The 20989-nt window shown below is 48.3% G+C and carries 13 protein-coding genes; 9 read left to right on the top strand and 4 right to left on the bottom strand.

The window, feature by feature from the left end:
• Positions 1-14: 14 nt before the first annotated feature.
• Positions 15-1997, bottom strand: a complete 1983-nt coding sequence (locus RIG68_RS20005) for a CocE/NonD family hydrolase (protein WP_350126301.1) — start codon at positions 1995-1997, stop codon at positions 15-17.
• Between the two features lie 150 nt (positions 1998-2147).
• Here RIG68_RS20005 and RIG68_RS20000 point away from each other — a divergent pair, with 150 nt between their 5' ends.
• From RIG68_RS20000 to RIG68_RS19965, 8 genes are all read left to right on the top strand, one after another.
• The gene (locus RIG68_RS20000; RefSeq protein ID WP_350126298.1) at positions 2148-4589 is read left to right on the top strand and encodes an ABC transporter permease; all 2442 of its coding nucleotides are present in this window, start codon (positions 2148-2150) and stop codon (positions 4587-4589) included.
• 420 nt (positions 4590-5009) lie between these two features.
• Positions 5010-5507: a peptide-methionine (R)-S-oxide reductase MsrB gene (msrB, locus tag RIG68_RS19995; RefSeq protein WP_350126295.1), complete on the top strand. Its 498-nt coding sequence runs from the start codon at positions 5010-5012 to the stop codon at positions 5505-5507.
• 380 nt (positions 5508-5887) lie between these two features.
• The gene (locus tag RIG68_RS19990; RefSeq protein WP_350126292.1) at positions 5888-6763 is read left to right on the top strand and encodes an alpha/beta hydrolase; all 876 of its coding nucleotides are present in this window, start codon (positions 5888-5890) and stop codon (positions 6761-6763) included.
• A 70-nt stretch (positions 6764-6833) separates the two neighbouring features.
• Positions 6834-9128 (top strand): aminotransferase class III-fold pyridoxal phosphate-dependent enzyme, encoded by a 2295-nt coding sequence (locus tag RIG68_RS19985; RefSeq protein ID WP_350126289.1) that lies wholly within the window; start codon positions 6834-6836, stop codon positions 9126-9128.
• Between the two features lie 144 nt (positions 9129-9272).
• Positions 9273-9620, top strand: a complete 348-nt coding sequence (locus RIG68_RS19980; RefSeq protein ID WP_350126287.1) for a PadR family transcriptional regulator — start codon at positions 9273-9275, stop codon at positions 9618-9620.
• On the top strand, positions 9613-12240 hold the full coding sequence (locus RIG68_RS19975; RefSeq protein WP_350126284.1) for an ABC transporter permease: 2628 nt from the start codon (positions 9613-9615) through the stop codon (positions 12238-12240). Before RIG68_RS19980 ends, RIG68_RS19975 begins: the two co-directional genes overlap by 8 nt.
• 190 nt (positions 12241-12430) lie before the next feature.
• Positions 12431-13567, top strand: coding sequence for a hypothetical protein (locus tag RIG68_RS19970; RefSeq protein ID WP_350126281.1), 1137 nt, complete (start codon positions 12431-12433; stop codon positions 13565-13567).
• A 204-nt stretch (positions 13568-13771) separates the two neighbouring features.
• Positions 13772-16486 (top strand): glycosyl hydrolase, encoded by a 2715-nt coding sequence (locus RIG68_RS19965; protein WP_350126278.1) that lies wholly within the window; start codon positions 13772-13774, stop codon positions 16484-16486.
• A gap of 224 nt (positions 16487-16710) precedes the next feature.
• Here the strand turns inward: RIG68_RS19965 and RIG68_RS19960 are convergent, their stop codons facing one another.
• The 3 genes from RIG68_RS19960 to RIG68_RS19950 all read right to left on the bottom strand — a co-directional run bounded on the left by RIG68_RS19960 (position 16711) and on the right by RIG68_RS19950 (position 20135).
• Positions 16711-18069, bottom strand: a complete 1359-nt coding sequence (locus RIG68_RS19960) for a hypothetical protein (RefSeq protein WP_350126275.1) — start codon at positions 18067-18069, stop codon at positions 16711-16713.
• A 71-nt stretch (positions 18070-18140) separates the two neighbouring features.
• Positions 18141-19004, bottom strand: a complete 864-nt coding sequence (locus tag RIG68_RS19955) for a sulfurtransferase (RefSeq protein WP_350126272.1) — start codon at positions 19002-19004, stop codon at positions 18141-18143.
• A 114-nt stretch (positions 19005-19118) separates the two neighbouring features.
• On the bottom strand, positions 19119-20135 hold the full coding sequence (locus tag RIG68_RS19950) for a LacI family DNA-binding transcriptional regulator (protein WP_151998546.1): 1017 nt from the start codon (positions 20133-20135) through the stop codon (positions 19119-19121).
• Positions 20136-20288: 153 nt separating this feature from the next.
• Between RIG68_RS19950 and RIG68_RS19945 the strand changes: the two genes are divergently transcribed.
• On the top strand, positions 20289-20879 hold the full coding sequence (locus RIG68_RS19945) for an RNA polymerase sigma-70 factor (RefSeq protein ID WP_350070968.1): 591 nt from the start codon (positions 20289-20291) through the stop codon (positions 20877-20879).
• Positions 20880-20989 lie beyond the last annotated feature (110 nt).

The raw sequence follows: 20989 nt of genomic DNA, 5'->3' as shown, positions 1-20989 counted from the left end.
ATGCAAAAGCTGCATCAGTCTCCAAACGGAATGACAGGCAACACAATGTGCGAAGGCTGTTCCCTGGTCATATAAACCGTGTTTGTAGCCACTTTCTTAGTGGTAGCCATCCCTTCAGGCTCACCTGTGTTGAAGTTGAGGTCAAAATGCGGGAAATTACTGCTCGATATGTCCAGTCTTATGCTGTGTCCCTTTTTGAAGAAGTTGCTGCTGGGAAATGGTTCTATGGAAATGGGATATACTTCCCCGGGTGTCATAAGCGTCGGTTTTTCCCATGAATCTCTGTACCTGCATCGTAAAATTCCGTCCGTAATATTCATTGCAAAGCCGTTCGGGTAGTCCTCGGACGGCGGATAAACATCGACGAGCTTCATGGTGAAATCCGTGTCCACACAGTTGGACGAAACCCAAAGATTGGCCAGTATATGCCCCGTTACCTCGATGTCCTGCTCCAGCGGCTCTGTTTGAAAGCTTAGCACATCCGACCGATCCGAAAGCTTTCTGCCTTCGCTCTCGGAGCCAAAAAATCTTTCTTCCTCCACCTGGTCAAAGGCACCACCCTCCATAATGGGCGCACCCGACGTGATGTTTCCTCCGATGCTTGGCACGGGATGGTCGGGGTCATATGTAAATGAAAGAAGCCCGCCGTCTGCGGCCAGCTCACTTTCCAATCCTCCCCTGTTGCTTAAATAAAGTTTCAACTCCTGCGTTTCAGGTATTGGCCATTGCCTAGCAAACCTCCACTTACCACCATGGTCAAGCTTTCCCTCAGCGTTCTTCCTTCCGCTGCCCCCTCCCATCACAAACACGGCTACCTCTGGTTCATCTTTGGTGCCGTTGTTCTCTCCCTTCATCCATTGATCGAACCAACGCAGCCTGGCTGTGAGGTAGTCGGGCGACAGGTTTGTGTCCAGTGTGGCTTGGGGCCCAAAGTCAACATCACCGGCGTAAGTGAAAGATCTCCTGCCATGCATCCACGGCCCAATGATGAGTTTCAAAGGCCCCTTGCCGAGCTTCTTCATGCCCATATAGTTATCAATAGCCGTTCGGGGATAGGGATCGTACCAGCCACTCATATGCACCTGTGCAGCGTTCGGGAATTTATCATAGTATCCTTGCGCATAAATGCCGGGCTGCTTCCAATAATCGTCGAAATCACCATGCTGCCATTGTTCAAACACATAGTCTTCATATTCAGGCACGGCAGTTAATGGAGAATTACCTGGCTGCCATGGCATTTTTTTGAACCAGCCATGGACATCCATGTTCTCGTAAGTTTCCTGAATCACAGGGTCTTTCAATGCTTCCGGGTCTTTGGGGCCATTACGAATCGCCCAGGTGACCTGCTTAAGTTCAAAAGCCCCACCCTGCCGAATGCCGCCCTGATAGCTATTAGAGAAGCCACCCGAATCGAGCCACATGGCCACCACGCCGGGCGCACCAGCACTGGCCAGCGACGCCTGGTTGTGAGCGGCATACGACAATCCTATGGTGCCAATTTTCCCGTTGCACCATGGCTGCTTCAAAATCCACTCACATGTATCGAAACCATCGTTTGGGTCGGACAGGTACTTCACATACTCACCTTCAGAATTATAGCGACCACGGCAGTCCTGGTAGACTACAATGTAGCCTTCTCTGACAAAGAATTCAGCAACCTCCACTCTGTTCTTATAGGTTTTCGTATCTGCGGCTGTCACTTCAGAAACGACTGGCAAATGCTTACCGTAAGGTGTACGTTCCAGAATCACCGGAAAGGCCCTATCAACTCTCTCTTTTCCTTTTGCAGGAAAGTAAACATCGGTGGCAAGGCGTACCCCATCCCGCATGGTCACCATGATGTCATTCTCGGTAAGGGCATCGAAAGGGGTGTCACTTTCTGCTTTGCAGCCTGTAAGCACTCCGCCGCCATACATCATGAGGCCCAGCAAGCCAGATGCCCGCACAAACTCCCTGCGGCTCAATTCTTTATCAGTAAGCACTCTTTGTATTGGCATTTGTCTTCTATTTTGGAGTAATCGTGGCCGCCACTGCCGTCAACCGATATAAAAATAATGACACAAGGAAATTGATTTCCACCATTAGCGTAATAAAAGCAACCTTTTTCACATTAATTCGCTCATACAGTATCTCAAAACTCAAAGGACATGCTTAAGAACTACTTCAAAGTGGCGATAAGGAATCTTCTGCGTCACAAGGCCTATTCTCTCATCAATATTCTTGGGCTGTCTATCGGCCTTACCTGCTGCCTGCTCCTCTTCATATATGTGCAGGATGAGTTGAGCTATGATAAGTTTCACACCAAGAGTGATCGCATTTACAGGCTCAAATATGAAATCAATGGATTCAATCTCGCACGAAGTCCTTTGCCTATTGCTCCTCACCTGACAGAATTCTTCCCGGAAATAGAGAACGCAGCCAGGCTTTATAACAGGGATGCCAGCGTAGAGGTCAGGGATGAGGCAGGGAACAAAAAACAGTTCGAAGAAAACAGAGTCTTTTTTGCGGACAGTACAATTCAGGATATTTTTTCCTTCAACTATGTGGCGGGCAACCCAAAAACGATGCTGAAAAGCCCCTACTCGGTTGTGCTCGTAGAAGAAGTCGCCACAAAGTACTTTGGAGACGAAAACCCTATTGGAAAGACCGTTTACCTTGCCGGTAACCATCCCTTCAATGTAACTGGCGTGATCAAAGACTTTCCGAGTGCTTCTCACGTAAGATTCAATATGATCGCTCCCTTTGACAACTTGTTTGACATAGAGCAGGGGGATGGGCAGCAGCTGAAAGAGCGACTGAACCAAAACTGGGTGGCTTCTCACCTCTACACATACGTACTACTCAAGGAAGCAGAATCGGCAGCAACTGCCAATGCAAGATTCCCGGAGTTCTATGACAAGTTTGTGCCAGAGCCCATCAAAATTGGTCAAAAATGGTCTCTATTTCCCATGACCGATACCCGGCTGTATGCCAATCTCTCTGCTGAGCCAGAGGCAGTGTCGGACATTACATTTGTTTATATTTTCTCTGCCATTGCCATTCTAACTTTGCTCATTGCCTGCATTAACTTCATTAACCTATCCACGGCAAGGTCACTACAGCGGACGAAAGAAATAGGCATGAGAAAAGTACTGGGCGCCTGGAAAACGCAATTAGTGATGCAGTTCCTGGGAGAGTCATTCGTTGTTAGCCTGGCTGCGGCCTTCATTGCTGCGGGGCTGTCTTTCTATCTATTGCCCTCTCTCAATACCCTCACGGACAAAGAGCTGGTATACTCCGATTTTCTAACTATCACTAATGTATTAATCTTCCTGGGGCTGGTGTTGATCACCGCTGTGGCTGCTGGTATCTACCCCGCTTTCTTCGTGACCAAAATAGATCCCGCCAATTCGCTCAAAGGCATCCTCTCAAACAAAGGAAGGTCAGGTTTGTCATTCAGAAAAACCCTGGTTATTGTCCAGTTCACCGTTTCCATCATCTTAATCTCAGGTGGCATCATAGTATACCAACAGGTCAACTTCATGCGCAACCGACCTATGGGTTTTGAAAAAGACTTCATTATTAACGTGCCGCTTTTTAGCAATAATTTCAATAATGCTTTTGGAGGCGTTGAAGGCAACATGAGGCAACGAATGAATACGTTCGAAGACGAAATGATGAGGAGCCCCAATGTGTTGGCGTCCACCCTTTCCGATAATCCACTAGGCTTGGGATCTGTCTATCGGCCTGTTGTTCCCGATGGACATACAAGAGAAGAAAACATCATTGCACCCGTTCTGTCAGTAGACTATGACTTTATCGACACCTACGGGCTGAGCGTTGTTGCCGGCAGGGACTTTGACAAGTCGTTTGGCACTGACCACCTTAACGCAGTGCTGGTTAATGAGTCAGCTGTGAAAGACTACGGCTTTGGTTCGAATGAAGAGGCCATTGGCAAAAAATTCACGGTGGAAGGAAATGACTGCCAGGTGGTTGGAGTAATCAAAGACTTTCATTTCATGACGTTGCAACAGCCTATAGGTCCTCTGGCGTTCAGGGTATCCGTGGCCAACTTCACTATGTTCTCTATAAAAATTCATCCTGAAAATTTGCCAGCAACCCTCGCTGGCGTTGAACAGGTTTGGATCAAACACTTCCCTGAAAAGGCATTTGAGTATACCTTCCTGGATGAAACTCTTGCCTCTTCATACCGAAATGAGGAGCGACTAGGAAAAATAGTGGGCTACTTTGCTGGCATTGCTATTCTTATTTCCTGTCTGGGGTCATATGGCCTGATCATGTTTCTGGCACAGCAGAAAATGAAGGAAATCAGCATACGTAAGGTGCTGGGTGCAACTATTGGCAACATTGTCATTCTACTTTCCAAAGGCTTTGCGCTGCTGATTCTGTTCTCGCTGCTCATTGCGGTGCCTGTGGTATACTACTTTATGGATGGCTGGCTTGATGACTTCAGTTTCCGAATCAATATTGGGCCGGGAAGCTTCTTGCTGGCAGGGGGGCTTACTTTGATGATTGTTGGCTTGACCATCAGCTACCAGGCGATCAAAGCCGCTTATTCTAATCCCGTAAGCACCTTGAGGAACGAATAGAATGGGTAAAAACTCAAATAGCAAAAGGCAAAAAACAAATAAGTGCCAAGTTCGAAATTGAACAGCAACACCACCTGTCGGTAATTGCGAAGCACTTCTCGTTATCTAAACTACGAGTCAGCTGAGGAAGTGCTGAAGCAATCTGTTAGTCAAGAAACGGAGCTGGGAAACAGATTGCCACGAGCAACAACCAAATCTCGTCAACACGAAATTATTTGTATCGCTCTCGCAAATACCGGCAATGGAAGGTGGGTTGGCTAATCCTGCTTGGGGCTTGATATTTACTTGCCTTTTGGTTTTTGAGTTTTGTTGTTTCCTTCTTCATGTGTTCAGTCTTCTTGATGACGTTTGGATCGAATAAACTGAACCAGGTAAACCAACATTCTTGTTAACTTCGTAGTTATACCAAAAAAGAAAGCCATGAAGAACTTATTGATAAAAATGACTGGTCTTGCCATGTTGGTATTCATTACCAGTTGCCAGGCACAGGGACAAAAAGAAGAAGCATCCAACCCCGGTACAGGTGAGTTTAAACTAACCGAAGCACAGTGGAAAGAAAAGTTATCCGCTGACGAATACTATGTATTGAGAGAGAAAGGCACCGAAAGAGCCTTCACTGGTAAATACTGGGACAATCACGACAAAGGTGAGTATGTATGCGCAGCTTGTGCGCTCCCACTATTTAGCTCTCAAACTAAATTTGAATCTGGCACCGGCTGGCCCAGCTTTTATCAACCATTGAAGAAAGAGAATATCCTGGTAGGCACAGACAAATCGCTTGGAATGATAAGAGACGAGGTGCTGTGCGCTCGCTGCGGTGGTCACCTTGGCCATGTGTTTCCTGACGGCCCCAAGCCAACTGGGCTAAGGTATTGTTTGAATTCTGTGTCGTTGGAATTTGTGGCTGAGAAGAAGTAAAGGAGACTCCGCAAAAAACAAATATCAATAGGCAAAGCCCAATTAAGCTTCAAATTCGAAGGAAAACAAAAGTACAAGCCACATGAGATTGCGCTTGGCTCTTGCTTGGCGGAAAGTACTGGTTCTCATTCCAATTGTGGAACGGCTTAATGAGTGAGGAGGCGATCTGTTTATCAGGATTTCTATGCCTAATAAACAGATTGCCACAGGCCACTAGCAATTGACTTAGGAAAGAATTACAACATGGCCCTCGCAATCACCGATCGGGGCAACTGTTTTCAGAATTTGGGTCTTCCTCTTTTGAGTTTTAATTGATTTTTGTCTTTTGATTCTTGGTATTTCGCCGCTTGGCTGTAATTTCCTTTTCAAAAAAAGGAAGTATGAAATACCTACTCTTACTCGGAATCATTTGCATATCGATGAACAGCTTCGCTCAGGAAAAAATATACCTCTGGCCTGACGGTGCTCCTATGGCCAAAAGTAAAGAAGATGCCGACCAGCCTTATATGATGGCTTATTATCCGGCTGCGAAAAACGCACAGAAATCCGCTGTCATTATCTGCCCCGGCGGCGGCTATGGGCATCTGGCCGATGACCATGAAGGCAAGCAAGTAGCCAAATGGTACAACGACCGTGGTGTCACGGCCTATGTACTCTACTACCGCCTGGGTTTTCACAAAAGCGGCTATACCCATCCAGTTCCACTAATGGATGCAGAAAGAGCACTAAGGACGGTAAGAGCCAATGCTGCCAAGTGGGAGCTCGACCCCAACAAGGTAGGTATCATGGGCTTCTCCGCCGGCGGGCACCTGGCGTCCAGTCTTGGCACACATTTCACGGATGGTGACAAAAGCAGCAAAGACGCAGTAGAGAAAGTCAGTTCCAGGCCGAACTACATGGTGCTCGGCTACCCGGTAATCAATATGGACGACAGCTTCACTCATCGGGGCTCTATGTTCAATTTGCTGGGCGACAGTCCAAACAAGGTAGAGCAAACCTTAATGTCGAACGAAAAACAGGTAACCAACCTCACTCCGCCTACTTTCTTGGTGCACACTACTGAAGACTCGGCAGTACCAGTGGAAAACAGCCTTTACTTCTATCTGGCCTTGAAGAAAGCAGGAGTGCCTGCCGAAATGCACATTTACGAAAAAGGAGCCCATGGCCTGGGTATGGTGAACACTAAAAACGAAATATTCAACTCCTGGGCCGACCGACTGGCCGATTGGCTAAAGGTGCATCAGGTGATTGATTAAGAGGTTTCCTAAATTTGTCGTGCCACCAGCTACGGCTGTGGGCACGACAAAACTCCCCCAACAGATTCAGATGAACAGCCCCTACAACGTTCCCGAACTACTCAAGGAACACTACAACCTCACCTGCACCGAATTCAAAAGTCTGGAAGGCTACGACAGCACCAACTTCAAAGTCACAACCGACAACGGCACCTTCCTACTCAAAATTTATCAGGAAGAGCCTGGCCTTGAAGAACTGCTGGATGCCGAGAATAAAATTCTATTGCTGCTCAACAATGAGCTGCCGGGCTACTTTTCCAACCCCATTGCCAATATCCGGCAGGAGCTAACCACTACCATCCAAACTAACGAAGGTGAGACTATATTTCTGCGCCTGCTCACCTTTCTTGAAGGTTCTTTTTTTGCCGAATCAACCCCAAGCACTGCCCTCTATTACTCTTTAGGTCAAATTCTTGGTAAAATGGACAAGGCGTTAACTGGGCAATATTACTCAGCAGTTGCCGCCAAAGACTTCGACTGGGATTTGAAGCTGTACCAGTGCAATCTTCGGTATGTCCCTTATATCAAAGATCCAAAGCAGCGCAAATGGGCAGAGTATTTTTACCTACAGCAAAAAGAGGTCGTAGATCCGTTGATGCCTGCCCTGAGAAAATCCATCATTCATGGCGATGCCAACGACTGGAACTTACTGGTGAGTGACGACAAAGTCACCGGCCTGATCGACTTTGGCGACATGTGCTACAGTCCTCTAGTCAACGAGCTGGCTATAGCGCTCACCTACGTGATGCTTGGGAAAGAAGAGCCAATCCAATGGGCCATCCCCGTGATTACAGGCTACCACGAAGTCATGCCCCTACTTCCGCCAGAGGTCGACCTACTATTTTACCTCATCGGTACCCGGCTGGCGGTGAGCGTGAGCAAATCGGCTTACACAAAAACCCTGAAGCCCGACAGCGACTACATTACCATAAGCGAAAAACCGGCCTGGGAGTTGCTGGAGAAATGGGTACGAATGAATCCACGGCGTGTCAGCCATGAGTTTCGCACAGCGCTGGGCATGCCACCAACTATTGTCGACAACACCGACATGTTGCTGAGCAAAAGGCTGAAAGTGGCCAGCAAGGCCTTATCTATCAGCTTCGATAAGCCCATCCACATGGTTAGTGCTGCCTTTCAGTACATGCACGACGACCTGGGCAACACCTACCTCGATGCTTATAACAATATTCCGCACGTAGGGCACTGCCACCCCCGAGTGGTGCAGGCTGGTCAACAGCAGATGGCCCGGCTCAACACCAACACCCGCTACCTGAGCGAGGTGTACAACAACTATGCGGAAAAGCTGCTTAGCAAGTTTCCGGCTAAGCTATCCAAAGTCTTTTTTGTTAATTCCGGTAGTGCTGCCAGCGACCTGGCCCTGCGACTGGCGCAAACTCATAGTCGAAAGAAAGGCATTCTAGTGATGGAGCATGGCTACCATGGCAACACCCGGCAGGTGATCGACATCAGCCATTACAAATACAACCGCAAAGGCGGACAAGGCAAAGCCGAGCATATCCTTGAAGCCACCCTGCCCGACACCTACAAAGGCCAATACACCCAAAACGATGGTACGGCAGGCAAACAATACGCTACAGATTTGGTCGCCAGAATAAAAGCAAGTGATCTTGAAATCGGCACTTTCATCTCCGAACCTATCGTTGGCTGCGGTGGACAAGTGCCACTAGCCAAAGGCTACCTGAAAGAAGTGTATGCCTTTATGCGAGCCAATGGCGGCGTTTGCATCAACGACGAGGTGCAAACTGGCTTTGGCCGGCTAGGTGACTACTTTTGGGGCTTCGAAATGCAGGAAGTAGTACCGGATATCGTTATCCTTGGCAAGCCGATTGCCAATGGCCACCCCATGGGGGCTGTTGTGACTACCGAGGATATCGCTGCTTCTTTTGAAACAGGCATGGAGTTCTTCAGTTCATTTGGTGGCAATCCAGTATCGTGCGCCATTGCGCACGCCGTGCTCAATGTGCTGGAAGAGGAACAACTGCCTGAACATGCACAAAAACTGGGCACCTATATCCTCAACGGTTTTGAAAAGCTCACAGAGAAATATGACTGGGCGGGCAATGCACGTGGGCAGGGACTCTTCCTTGGGCTGGAGTTAGTAAAAGACAAAGTCAGAAAGGAGCCGTTTACCGAGCTGGCAGCCTTTGTAAAACACAAACTCAAAGAGCAGAACATCCTCATAGGTACCGACGGGCCTTTCGACAATACACTGAAGATCAAGCCACCCATGTGCTTCACGCAAGCCAATGCAGATGAGTTGCTACAGGCGATTGATGAGGCGTTGGGCAGCTGGATCGACGCCTAACTCCCTCTCCCAGTGGCACTCCCCACGAAAACCCGGCTTCGAAGCGAGTAAATCATGAAACAGCCGCAAACGGACTTTTCCATGGGGCATGACTTGCTTTTCTATTATACATTGATTATCTATGTATAAAGATTTCTTAAGTATATGGACTTTTCCAAATCATTGATTGCTGCTTCTTCCAAACCTCTCATCCTCGGTATCCTACAGCAGGGCCCCAACTACGGGTATGATATTATCCAACAAATCAAGACCCTCTCGGGCGGACAACTGGAATGGGCCGACGGCATGCTGTACCCCGTTCTCCACAGGCTGGAGAAAGAAAGGCTGGTCACCTCGCAGTGGAACCAATCGGACAACGGCCGTCACCGCAAGTACTACGCCATTACCGAGCTTGGCAAGGCGGCCATTCATCAGGAGCAGGAACATTGGCTGGCCATGCACCATGTACTCGAGAAGCTTTGGTCACTCAACTCAAAAACTTTCCATGGATAATCAACAACTCATCGAACGCCACATCACTCAATGGCGCCAACAGCTCCGAAAGCAGAAGAACCTGGAAGATGGCTTAATCTCCGAATTGGAAGATCATCTGCGACAAAGTATTGAACGACTGCAAGCGCAAGGCTACTCTACCGAGGAAGCCTGCAAAAAAGCCATTGAGGAGATGGGCACTCCGGCCGACATCAGCAAAGAAGAGCATTCAGTACAATTCAGATACAACGGCTCCTACAGGCCATTGCTTGGGAGTTATTTCCTCATTGCGCTGCGCAACATCCGCCACCGAAAGTTCATTGCTTCCATCAATGTGCTCGGCCTCACCCTGGGTGTGGCCGTAAGCCTCTTGCTGGGTGTTTATGCTTACGACATCATCACCTATGACCAGTTTCACGAAAATGCTGACGACATTTACTTTTTGTATCGTACCAGGCCTACGCCGGAAGGAGGGCAAATTGACGTGAGCGATACCTGGCCACCCCTCGCCGAAGAAGTACAAAAAGCTATTCCGGGTATCAAAAACATCTCACGCATTATTTTTGGCGGGCAAACGACAATCAGGTACAGTGGACGAGATTTCAGCGAAAGAATGGCCTTTGGCGAGCAAGGCTTGTTTAACATGTTTTCTTTTCCTTTGGTGCGTGGACAAAAGGAACAGGTTTTCGCCAACCCAAGATCCGTCGTCATAAGTCAAAACATGGCAGAGCGGCTTTTTGGTGATGCCGACCCGATTGGTAAAACAATAGAGCTACAGCTTGCTACGCCAGTAAGTTATGAGGTGACAGGCGTTTTTGGAGAAATTCCCTTCAACTCCAGTTTCAACTTCAACATGCTGGTAAACATGGAGTCGAGACGGCAGCAGTGGATTGCAGACGGAGATTACGGATGGGTATCGTCGTTTGTTCTCAGCTTCCTTCAGCTGGAAAACGGAAAAGACCCAGCTACCCTTAAGACACAATTCCCTCAACTAGTGGAAAAGTTCGTTGTTCCCTCTGAACGTGGCACACTGGAGCTTATGCCTCTGGCCGACTACTACGACTTCAACACCGGGCAGCAGCAATACGGCTATTTCCTTGGCTATATTTCCGTCGGGCTGCTGCTAATTGCCTTTTTCAACTTCGCTAACCTTAACGCTGCACAGTCGCTTGGGAGGTTCAAAGAGGTAGCAGTGCGCAAAACGTTTGGTGCCGGGCGCAAAGACCTGGTTCTCCAGTTTACGGGAGAAACTACGTTTCTTTTTGCCGTCGGCAGTATCCTGGGCATAGCATTGGCTTTTATTCTGTTACCCTACTTCATAGACCTTTTTGGGCAACAAATGTCACTCGCATTTCTGTTTGAGCCCATGCCATTGGTCAGCTTCCTGGCAGGCATTATCGGCCTGGGGTTGGTGGCCGGTATTTACCCTACCCTCACCCTTTCGAAGTTGAAAGCCGGAGAAGTGATGCACGGCAGCACATCTCTAAAGAGGAGCGGCTTTGACCCAAAAAATATTCTTGTCACCTGCCAATTCGCAATTGCTGTGATGCTTGTCAGCGCTGTACTGATCATGTATCAGCAAATCAACTTCATGAAGACGGCAGACATGAATTTCGATCCCGACAATGTACTGATCATCAATGCACGGTCAGGTGAAGGTGAAGAAAACGAACAGCGGTGGGCAGCTTTCCGCAATTCGCTTGAAGCAGTGCCGGGGGTGAAGTCGGTGTGCGCTTCCAACTCCGCACCAGGCAGGTACAGCGGGAGTTTCGTACTGGTGCAGTCGGAAGATGCCAGAGACAGGGCTCCGCTCGACTGGCGCTTCGTGAGCGTCGACGACAAGTACTTCACCACAATGGATATTGACTTTTTGGAAGGCAGAGATTTTGATATCGACATGCGATCAGATCAACGCAAGTCAGTGATCAACCAGGCTGCCATGGAGCAACTTGGCTGGACTTCGGTAGAAGGTCATAAGCTCATGTTCCCTGATTCTGACGAAGGTTTTGAGGTGATTGGGGTAGTAAAAGATTTCAACTTCCGGTCATTGGCCAATGCTGTAGAACCTGTCATCCACGTTTTCCGGGGTAGAAATAGCAATCGCTACAACATGCTGCTCGTGCGCCTCAATGCCGCCGGACTCGGCGAAACCATGGCTCAAATTGAGAACGCCTGGAAAGGTTTTGACACCAATCATCCGATTGACTACACCTTTGTCGATCAGCAGTTCCAAAACCTTTACGAAACAGAAGAGCGGATAGGATCTATGACACTCTATGCTACTTTTATGGCCATCCTGGTTGCCGTGCTGGGTATTCTTGGCCTGGCAAGCTTCACCGTGGTGCAGCGGATGAAAGAGATGGCCATAAGAAAGGTGCTGGGTGCCTCGGTGCCGCAACTGCTTATGATCCTTTTAAAGCAATCAACGACCTTGTTTCTTATAAGCTTGCTCATTGCCGTGCCACTCAACTACTATGTGATGAACGACTGGCTGGAAGGATTCGCTTTCAGGATCAATCTCGGACCATTTGCCTACCTGCTTGCAGCTGGCATTGTGATGGTTACCTCCTGGGTAGTATTGGGTAGCTATGCGCTAAAATCACTGAAGGCCAACCCGGCCAGTACATTGAGGAGTGAGTAGGTTGTATGGTGATCGCACTTGCCTACCATATTTCGCTACATCAACTCTGCCTGGAAAATGGTCAACATAGTATGGAATCAAATTTTTTGATGAGTCACGCTACACTAAGGAGCAATAGTCCTTAAATGGCGACAGGTTTTTGTTGGCATTATTTCTGGTATCCCTATCTTAGCACCAAAGCCAACTAACCATGAAGAAATATTATCACCTGCTTATCATTTCAGGCACTATTGCCCTGTTATCGGGCTGTGCCAGTGGAAAAAAGGCGCTTCAGAAGGGCGACTATGAAAAAGCGGTTACGCAGGCTATCAATCGGCTTCGTTCCAACGACGGTCAAAAGAAAGCGAAGGCAACATTGGCCAATGCCTACAAATATGCGCTTGAATCGCATTTGGGGAATATAAAAACAGCAAGAGCTTCGAACGACATCATGAAGTGGGAGGTGATTGCGAGAAACTATCAATACATCAATTTTCTGGCCGACGAAATCCAAAGATGTCCTGGCTGCCGGCAGGTAGTGCCAAAGCCTTCCCGCTACGATGCAGAGCTGACAGACGCAAAAAACAAGGCTGCTGAAGTTCACTATAACCTGGGCGTAGAAGCATTGAGAAAAAAAGACCAAAGAATAAAGGCCATTGAAGCCCATCAGCATTTTCAGGCAGCTCAGGCGTTGGCCCCCCGGTTCAAAGATGTGGAGGAGAAGCTTGAGGAGTCGCTTTACTTTGCCACGCTCCGTGTTGTCGTCGAACCCATTCCTTCTCCTTCAAGGATGTTTGAAATCAGGCATGAATTTTTTGTAAACAAAATCAACGAATACCTGCACAACAATATGATCAACCAATATGTGCGGTTTTTTACTCCTGGTGAAGTCAACTCGCAGAAATTGGACTATGTGGATCATATCATTACCATGGAATTTGACCGGTTCAACCTGGGCAATATATACAGCAACAAAACAACCACTGATGTAAGCCGTGACAGTGTGGTTATCGCTACAAGAAACAATGAGAAAATCTATGGAACGGTCAAGGCCAAACTTACAACCAATGAAAAAGCCATTACGGGCACCGGGGTGCTGGACTTCAAAGTATTCGACAATGGCCTGAAGAAAGTGCTCACACAAGAAAAGTTTCCCAGCGAGTACACCTGGGCCATAAGGTGGGCGTCATTCAACGGTGACGAGCGGGCGCTTAGCGACGAAGAGCTCAAGATGGTAAATACAGTGGAAGCATCAGCCCCAAGTCCACAGTTTATGTTCGAGGAATTTACGGCACCACTTTACAATCAGGCTATCAGTAAGATCAGAGATTATTACCGCAATTACTGATGGTTTTCCGCACCAGTTAATCCTCATATTGATGCAAGCTCAAAGACGTGATAGTAGCCTCCGGGCTTTGCTAAACATGATGCCTCTACAATCATAAAGTCGAATTTCTAATCCGTCCTAATGACAGCACATCCAGGCTGTTAATTTCTCTCTCCTTAAAAAATTCAATTATATTCATCCCCCTATTCTAATTTACAATCCCTTATGCGTTACCTGCTCATCCTTTTGCCTTTTGCTCTCCTACTCTCCTGCCAAACCACACCTCAGCAAGACTGGCCCGCTGAATCGGTTACAACCAAACCCTGGACACGCTGGTGGTGGATGGGAAATGCCGTCGACGACGACAATATCAGAAAGCAGCTGATCGCCTACCACGAGACCGGGCTGGGTGGCGTGGAGATCACCCCTATTTATGGAGCCATGGGCTTCGAAGACCTATACATCGACTACCTGTCGGAAGAGTGGATGCAAAGACTACAAACGGTCATACGTGTGGCCGACTCCCTCGGTATGGGCGTGGATATGAACCTGGGCACGGGCTGGCCTTACGGTGGTCCGCAGATCACGCCGGAACATGCTGCCTCCAAAATGATCGTTCAGCAGTACAGCCTGAATGCCGGGCAGGCACTGAAAGAGAAAATTACCGTCAGCGATGAGAAGCAGGCAGCCATGCAACCCCGGCTGGTGACATTGATGGCTTACGGGCCTGAAACAACCATTGACCTGACTGATTCGTTGAGCGACGACGGGCTTTTGCCATGGACACCCGACGCCAACTATGAGCTCTATGCCATCTTTGCCGGCAAAACCGGGCAAATGGTGAAACGGGCCGCCCCTGGTGGCGCCGGTCTGGTGATGGATCACCTCAATAAAGAGTCCTTCCCCGTTTACACAGCCCGATTCGAAGAAGCCTTTGGCACGCCCGGGCCCAATATCCGCAGCTTTTTCAACGACAGCTATGAGGTGTACGGCGCCAACTTCACGCCTACATTATTCGAAGCCTTTGAACGCAACCGTGGCTACGACCTCAAACCATACCTGCCTACCCTCCTCAGTGGCGACTCCTCAGCAACCGTCCGCAGGCTCAAGGCCGACTACCGCCAAACAATGGGCGAAATGCTGCTGACCAACTTCAGTGAGCCCTGGAAAAACTGGATCAACAACCACGGTGCTTTGTCACGCAACCAGGCACATGGCTCCCCGGCCAATCTGCTGGATGTGTACGCCGCTACGGACATTCCGGAGTGCGAAACCTTTGGCTATTCTGGGTTCGATATTCCCGGTGCCAAGAACTACACTCACTCCAGCCGTCATTTGCCGCCCGACCTTTATATGCTCAAGTTTGCCTCCTCGGCAGCCCATGTGGCTGGGAAGCCATTGGTATCCTCTGAAACCTTCACCTGGCTGGGCGAGCATTTCAAAACGCCCCTTTCACAAACCAAACCCGAGCTCGACCAGGCATTTCTGGCGGGAGTGAACCACGTATTCTTTCATGGCACTACCTACAGCCCAGCGGAAGCGCAGTGGCCAGGATGGCTCTTTTATGCCTCCACCAACTTTGCTTCTTCCAATAGCTGGTGGCCTCATATCGATGGTCTCACCGGCTACATCAACAGAAGCCAGTCGGTGTTGCAAACCGGGCAGGCTGACGGTGATGTGCTCCTCTATTTTCCCTACGACGATGCTGCGTACTTCTCCGGCAAAAAAAGCCTCGAATACCTGTTCACAGTACACAATATCGATGAGTGGCTGCACCCGACCAACTTTTATGCGACGGCCAAAAGGCTGACAGAAAAAGGCTACCTTGTCGACTATATCTCCGAGAGCTGGCTGGAGAAGCTGGCCGTTCCCAACGGGCAGCTGAGCACTGGCCCCGACGGCACATCATACAAAGCGCTGGTCATTCCCAAAATGACTTTTATGTCCACAAAAGCACTCCAGACACTGCTTAAGCTGAAAAAACAGGGAGCAACCATCATTCTCCAGGGGTTACCGGAAGACGTGCCTGGCCTCCACAATCTGGAGCAGCGAAGGGCAATTCTCGACTCACTGGTGATGGGGCTGGGTACCTCCACGAGCCCTGCCGGCAACGTACAGGCATCGTTAACAGCTGCCATGATTCAGCCTGAAAGGCTGGCGGCTCTCGGCCTGAAGTTTGTACGCAGGGTGGATGGCATCAATACCTATTATTTTATTGTCAACCAGCGACCCGAAGCTTTCGATGGGTGGGTGCCATTTAACAAAGCTTTTGAGCAAGCTGTAATACTGGATGCTATGACAGGCCGGGCTGGGAATGCAGAAACAAAGACCGAAAACGGGCTAACACAAGTCCGCATGCAGATCAAATCTGGCGAGTCTCTTTTCCTTAAGGTGGGTAACGAAACCTCGGCAACAGACTGGAGCTATGCTAACGAAACCGGTGGAACCGTTGCGCTCAACGGTCCATGGACGCTTGACTTCAAAGCTGGCGGCCCTAGCCTGCCCGGCAATAAAACTATGGACAAACTCCAGCCCTGGACAACCCTGGGAGATTCATTAGCAGACCAGTTTTCCGGCACCGCTACCTACGCTACCCACTTCACCCTGGCTTCGAAAAAGGATGACTACCTTCTACAACTGGGCGATGTGCGGGAAAGTGCCAAAGTATGGGTGAACGGACAGTATGCAGGTAATAGCTGGGCTGTGCCCCATGAGTTAAGGATTGGGGAATATCTAAAAGAAGGCGACAATACCATAGAAATAGAAGTAGCCAACCTGATGGCCAACCGCATTCGCTACATGGACAGGGCGGGGATAGAATGGCGCAAGTACCACGAAATTAACTTCGTGAATATCGACTATCAGGCGTTCGATGCCAGCGGCTGGGAGGTGCAGGCGTCGGGGTTGATAGGGCCAGTGAAGTTGGTGGAAATGGAATAGGCTCAAAAGCGAAAAAAAACAGTCGTTCGCAAAGGCGGCAACTCGTCCGGCCAGTCCCGTAGGGACGAAACCTCGGTAACTCACCATGCATGCGAGGAACTCCTGCGAGTGCCGTTAGGTACGGAACATAGTAGACAACCAGTCTGCAAAAACGACGCAAAGTCTACCAACTCGTCAGCCAAGGCTGGACTAGCAATAGCGTCAACTCCACCACTAGCCAGGCCTCACCTGGGCAGCCCGGGCTTCACCTGAAAATAGGCATCATCTTCTTTCTGGGTCGAATTAATGCTTTTCCTTTCACTTGCATCCAGCTCCCTAAAAAACGGAATAGACGCCCAGCGATTTTTGTACATGGAAGGTGGCCCGCCAACTTCCAGCGTATGCATACCCTGCGGCAACTGTGCGATATCGATGTAAGCCAAATAGCCCGGCTGATTTGTCTTAAGCCTAAAATGATAGAGAAGAGGGTATTCCCTTACCAGGCTGTCGTCCAGGTAGACATGATAAAACTTTTTTATGGCGGGCATATCCCTCGCATCTCTGGTCATGCCCTTGCTGGCAACAACCAGAGAATCATAGTTCACATACGCCCTGATCGAGTCCTCCTTAATAACTCCGGCCGGGATAAAGAGTCTAAGGACATTCCCGTCGATAATATCAGAAGGAATCTGCGCCTGGTAGGAAAAAAGCTCTTCATTTTGATCTTCATAGTAACCAGTGAACACCCTTAGCTTTCGATCACCACCATGCCAAAAGCTCAATCTGGAAAACGAGCTACCATCATACACATCATTGGTAACTTCATCCAGCCCAAATAAGCTCCCAAGAGCAAACACAGTAAGAAGGGAGAAGACCACCCACCGGTTGGAGTTGCTGACAAAGGCGAAATAAATGGGTCTGTAATAGCGCCCCAATGTAAACGTGCTAATGACTTGGTGAAATGGCCAGTAGATTTTGCTGATCCAGGAAAAGCGCCGGAAAAAACCGAGGGTAAGAAAATCAATAAGTCCCATGAAGGCGATAACCAGCAGTACAACAACATATATTTCAAAGACCCGTGTGTCAGTAAAGTTTATATTCCCCTGGAAAATGATCCCTATAAAAAACGGGACAACCAAAAGGATGAAAAAGTAGAGGTAGGCCCCTACAATACTCATGAAGAGCATAAAAGAGAGTGAAAACAGGGAACTACAAAGTTTCTCCAGATTAATAATAATGCGCTGAAAGGGTGGAATTTTCTCCACTCTTGTCTTAAAGCGATGTTTGTATTTGAGTCGCTCTGCGTTAACTCCGTTGGGGAAGGTATAGCTTAGCCCTACCATTCCTACCCATATGCCCCGGCAAATCAAGTGAAGAATAAGGCCGAGAATGAGCCAATAGATACCAAGTTTGAGTATGCCCACCAGATTGTCAATATCGGTGGTTGAGCTAAATACTTGAGACTTGAAAAATGCCAACGCCTTGTCCAGCAATGGTGGCACCTTGAACATGCCAAACAACACAATTCCTGAAAGCAGCACTTCCGGTTCCCAGCTTCTTTGCTGAAGGTCTTCAAGCCATTTGGGAGTTTCCTCTTTTTCCATAAAAGTTAGGTTCGTTCCGTAAAATACAGCTACCGAATGGCTTCAGAAAACTGCCCGACGCATTTTACGTTTTAATGCCCGGCAGTGTCGGCAGTCACCATCTCCTTATTATTTCTTGACCACTCACTCCATGAGCCCACATACAGTTTGGGAATTTCAAGGCCAGCGTAGTCGGCGGCCAGCAGCAAATGGCACGCAGTAACGCCCGATCCGCAGTGTACAATTACCTGGTCGGCGGGTGTATTACCAAATACAGCCTGGTACTTGTTATTTAACTCCTTGGGAGACTTAAAAAGACCATCGGCGGTCAGGTTATCACTGAAGGGGACATTGATAGCACCAGGAATATGCCCCGCAACTAAGTCGATCGGCTCCGTAAGACCGGCGTACCTTTTGGCATCCCGAACGTCGATAACAATGTGATTCTTGTCTTTGGCTACCTTTTCCACCTCCTGCATATCGGCCTGAGGCAACTGCCACATACCAACAGGATAGGGAGCTACTTTTCCGGGGATTTCCATTTTCGACGACGTGATCAACCCTGCCTTCTCTGCTGCCAAAAGCCCGCCGTCGAGCACCTGGACTTTGGAGTGTCCAATTGCCCTCAGCATCCACCACAAACGAGCGGCGGCATTGGCACCGCCCATATCATCATACACCACCACGTGGCTCCCGGGCGTGATCCCCAATCGCCCCAGCGCCTGCGAAAATTGCTCAGCAGTAGGCAGTGGATGCCTCCCCCCTTCTGCTGCATTGGGCTTTACGTTAGCAAGCTCTTTATTGATGTCAGCAAATAAAGCTTTATCAAGGTGCTTCGTACTATAGTTTTCTCTGGCTTTCGGGCCACCGCTTGCATCCACAATTACCAGATTATCATTCTGATAGATAGCTAGAAGTTCTTTGGCGCTTATAATAGGGGACAACTTGATGTTCATTTGGTCTTTAAGATTCCGGATAAAGTAATTAGCAAAGGGTGTGGAAGCAATATAAGGAAACTTCTTCCAACTAGGTGAGGATCCCTGCCAACAGTCGGCTTTTTCAGCGCACCGCTAGTATCGCCTCGACGACTCACGGATAACAAGTCTGCTTTTTATCAGTTCTTTCTGCTGGGTGATTTCCTTAGATGAGATTTGTTTCAGCAAAATCCTTGTTGCAGCTACCCCCATATCGAACGCAGGATGTTCGATGCTACTCAGCGTTGGCTCAACAAAATCACAGATAACTTCGTTGTTGAAACCCAACACCGCCACGTCTCTGGGAATCTGCAAGCCCCGCATTTTTAAGATATGCATCATTTCAAGAGCAGATATGTCGTTGATGGCAAAAATGCCATCTGGCGCCTCCCCGGCGTCGAAGAGGTGCCTGGTGTACTGCTGCACATGCCCAGCCTGGTAGTTGGCTTGCACTATCAGCGACTCCAGCACTGGAATATTGTTAGCTTTAAGTGCCTCCAGGTAGCCGTTCAGCCGGTTGCGGCTATTGAAAAGGTGCAATGGCCCAGCCACAAAGGCAATTCTTTTGCAGCCCTGTTGGATCAGGTGTTCGGTACCTTGAAAACTAATATCAAAATTATCCGAGTAGACCTGAGGTACCGCCAACTCTTCTAATATTCGGTCGAAAAAAACCAACGGTATGTCCTTGTTGATCGCATACTGAAAGTGGTCGCTCCGGTCGGTTTGCCTTGACACCGATACCAGCAATCCATCCACCTTGCTCGACATCAGGGTTTGCAAATTATTTTGTTCTAGCGTTAGCGTTTCGTTCGACTGGCAAATCATCACATTGTACCCGGCACTATTGGCCACCTCCTGTATCCCCCCAACAGCCTTAGCAAAAAACCGGTTAATAGTTTCCGGAATAATAACCCCGAGAGTATTGGTGCGCTGGAGCTTTAACTGCCTGGCTAAAACATTAGGTTGATAGTCCATTTTTAGCGCCAATTCCTTCACCTTCCTGGCTGTCTCCTGGCTTACGTCATAATGGTTGTTCAAGGCCCGTGATACGGTGGATTTTGATATCCCCAATGTGCGTGCAATGTCCCGTATGGTTGAGTCAGATTTGCTCATTATTAGATTTTTATAGCTCAATGTAAAGCTAAAAAAAATTTCGGTACCGTTCCCGGGACAGATACCGTTAAAAAAAAATTCCCAAATCTGTTTTGTTCAGATTTTGAGAGTAAATTTATTTCAATCGATTGAAATCGGCTACTTACTTAAACAATGCTTATAACCAAAAGAGCTTCAATTACCGGGACAAGATTGGCTCCGTCAAAATCTGTTGACAGCATAGACTATTTGCTGTTAAGAGTACTTCGTGATGACGACGCTCAGGCATTTGAAAAATTGTTTGTTGTTGGCTATCATCCGCTTCGCAGCTTCTGCGAGAAATTGGTCGAAAATAATGAAGTCGCTGAAGAGTTAGTCAGCGAAGTCTTTCTTAAAATCTGGATCAATCGAAATGTGATTGTTATTTCCAGCTCCCCCAAGTCATACCTTTATACAGCGGTAAGAAATATCTCTTTCGATTATCTTAGAAAGGAGAAGAAATACAGCTTTACAAATATTGAAAACGAAATAGCTATTCCATGCGATCACTTCGACCCACAGAAACGGTCGGAGTATGCTGAATTGCAGGAAAGTATAGAAAACGCTGTAGCCAGGTTACCTAAACAGTGTCGCCTGGTATTTCAGCTAAGTCGTGACCAGGGTCTTCGCTACGTTGAGATTGCCGATCGGCTTCATCTCAGTGTTAAGACCATTGAAACACAAATGAGCCGTGCTTTAAAATCATTAAGAAAATCAATAGTCTAATTTTTCACCAATAAACTGTCTTCCAGGATAAAGAAGAATTCTTATATGTGGACAAAAACAGAAGAAAAGTAGCTCGATTTTAGTAACTTACTAAGTGGCACAAAGCCAAA

The organism is Imperialibacter sp. (genome assembly GCF_040222385.1).
Classification (GTDB): Bacteria; Bacteroidota; Bacteroidia; order Cytophagales; family Cyclobacteriaceae; genus Imperialibacter.
This window is presented reverse-complemented; position numbering and strand designations above follow the sequence as displayed.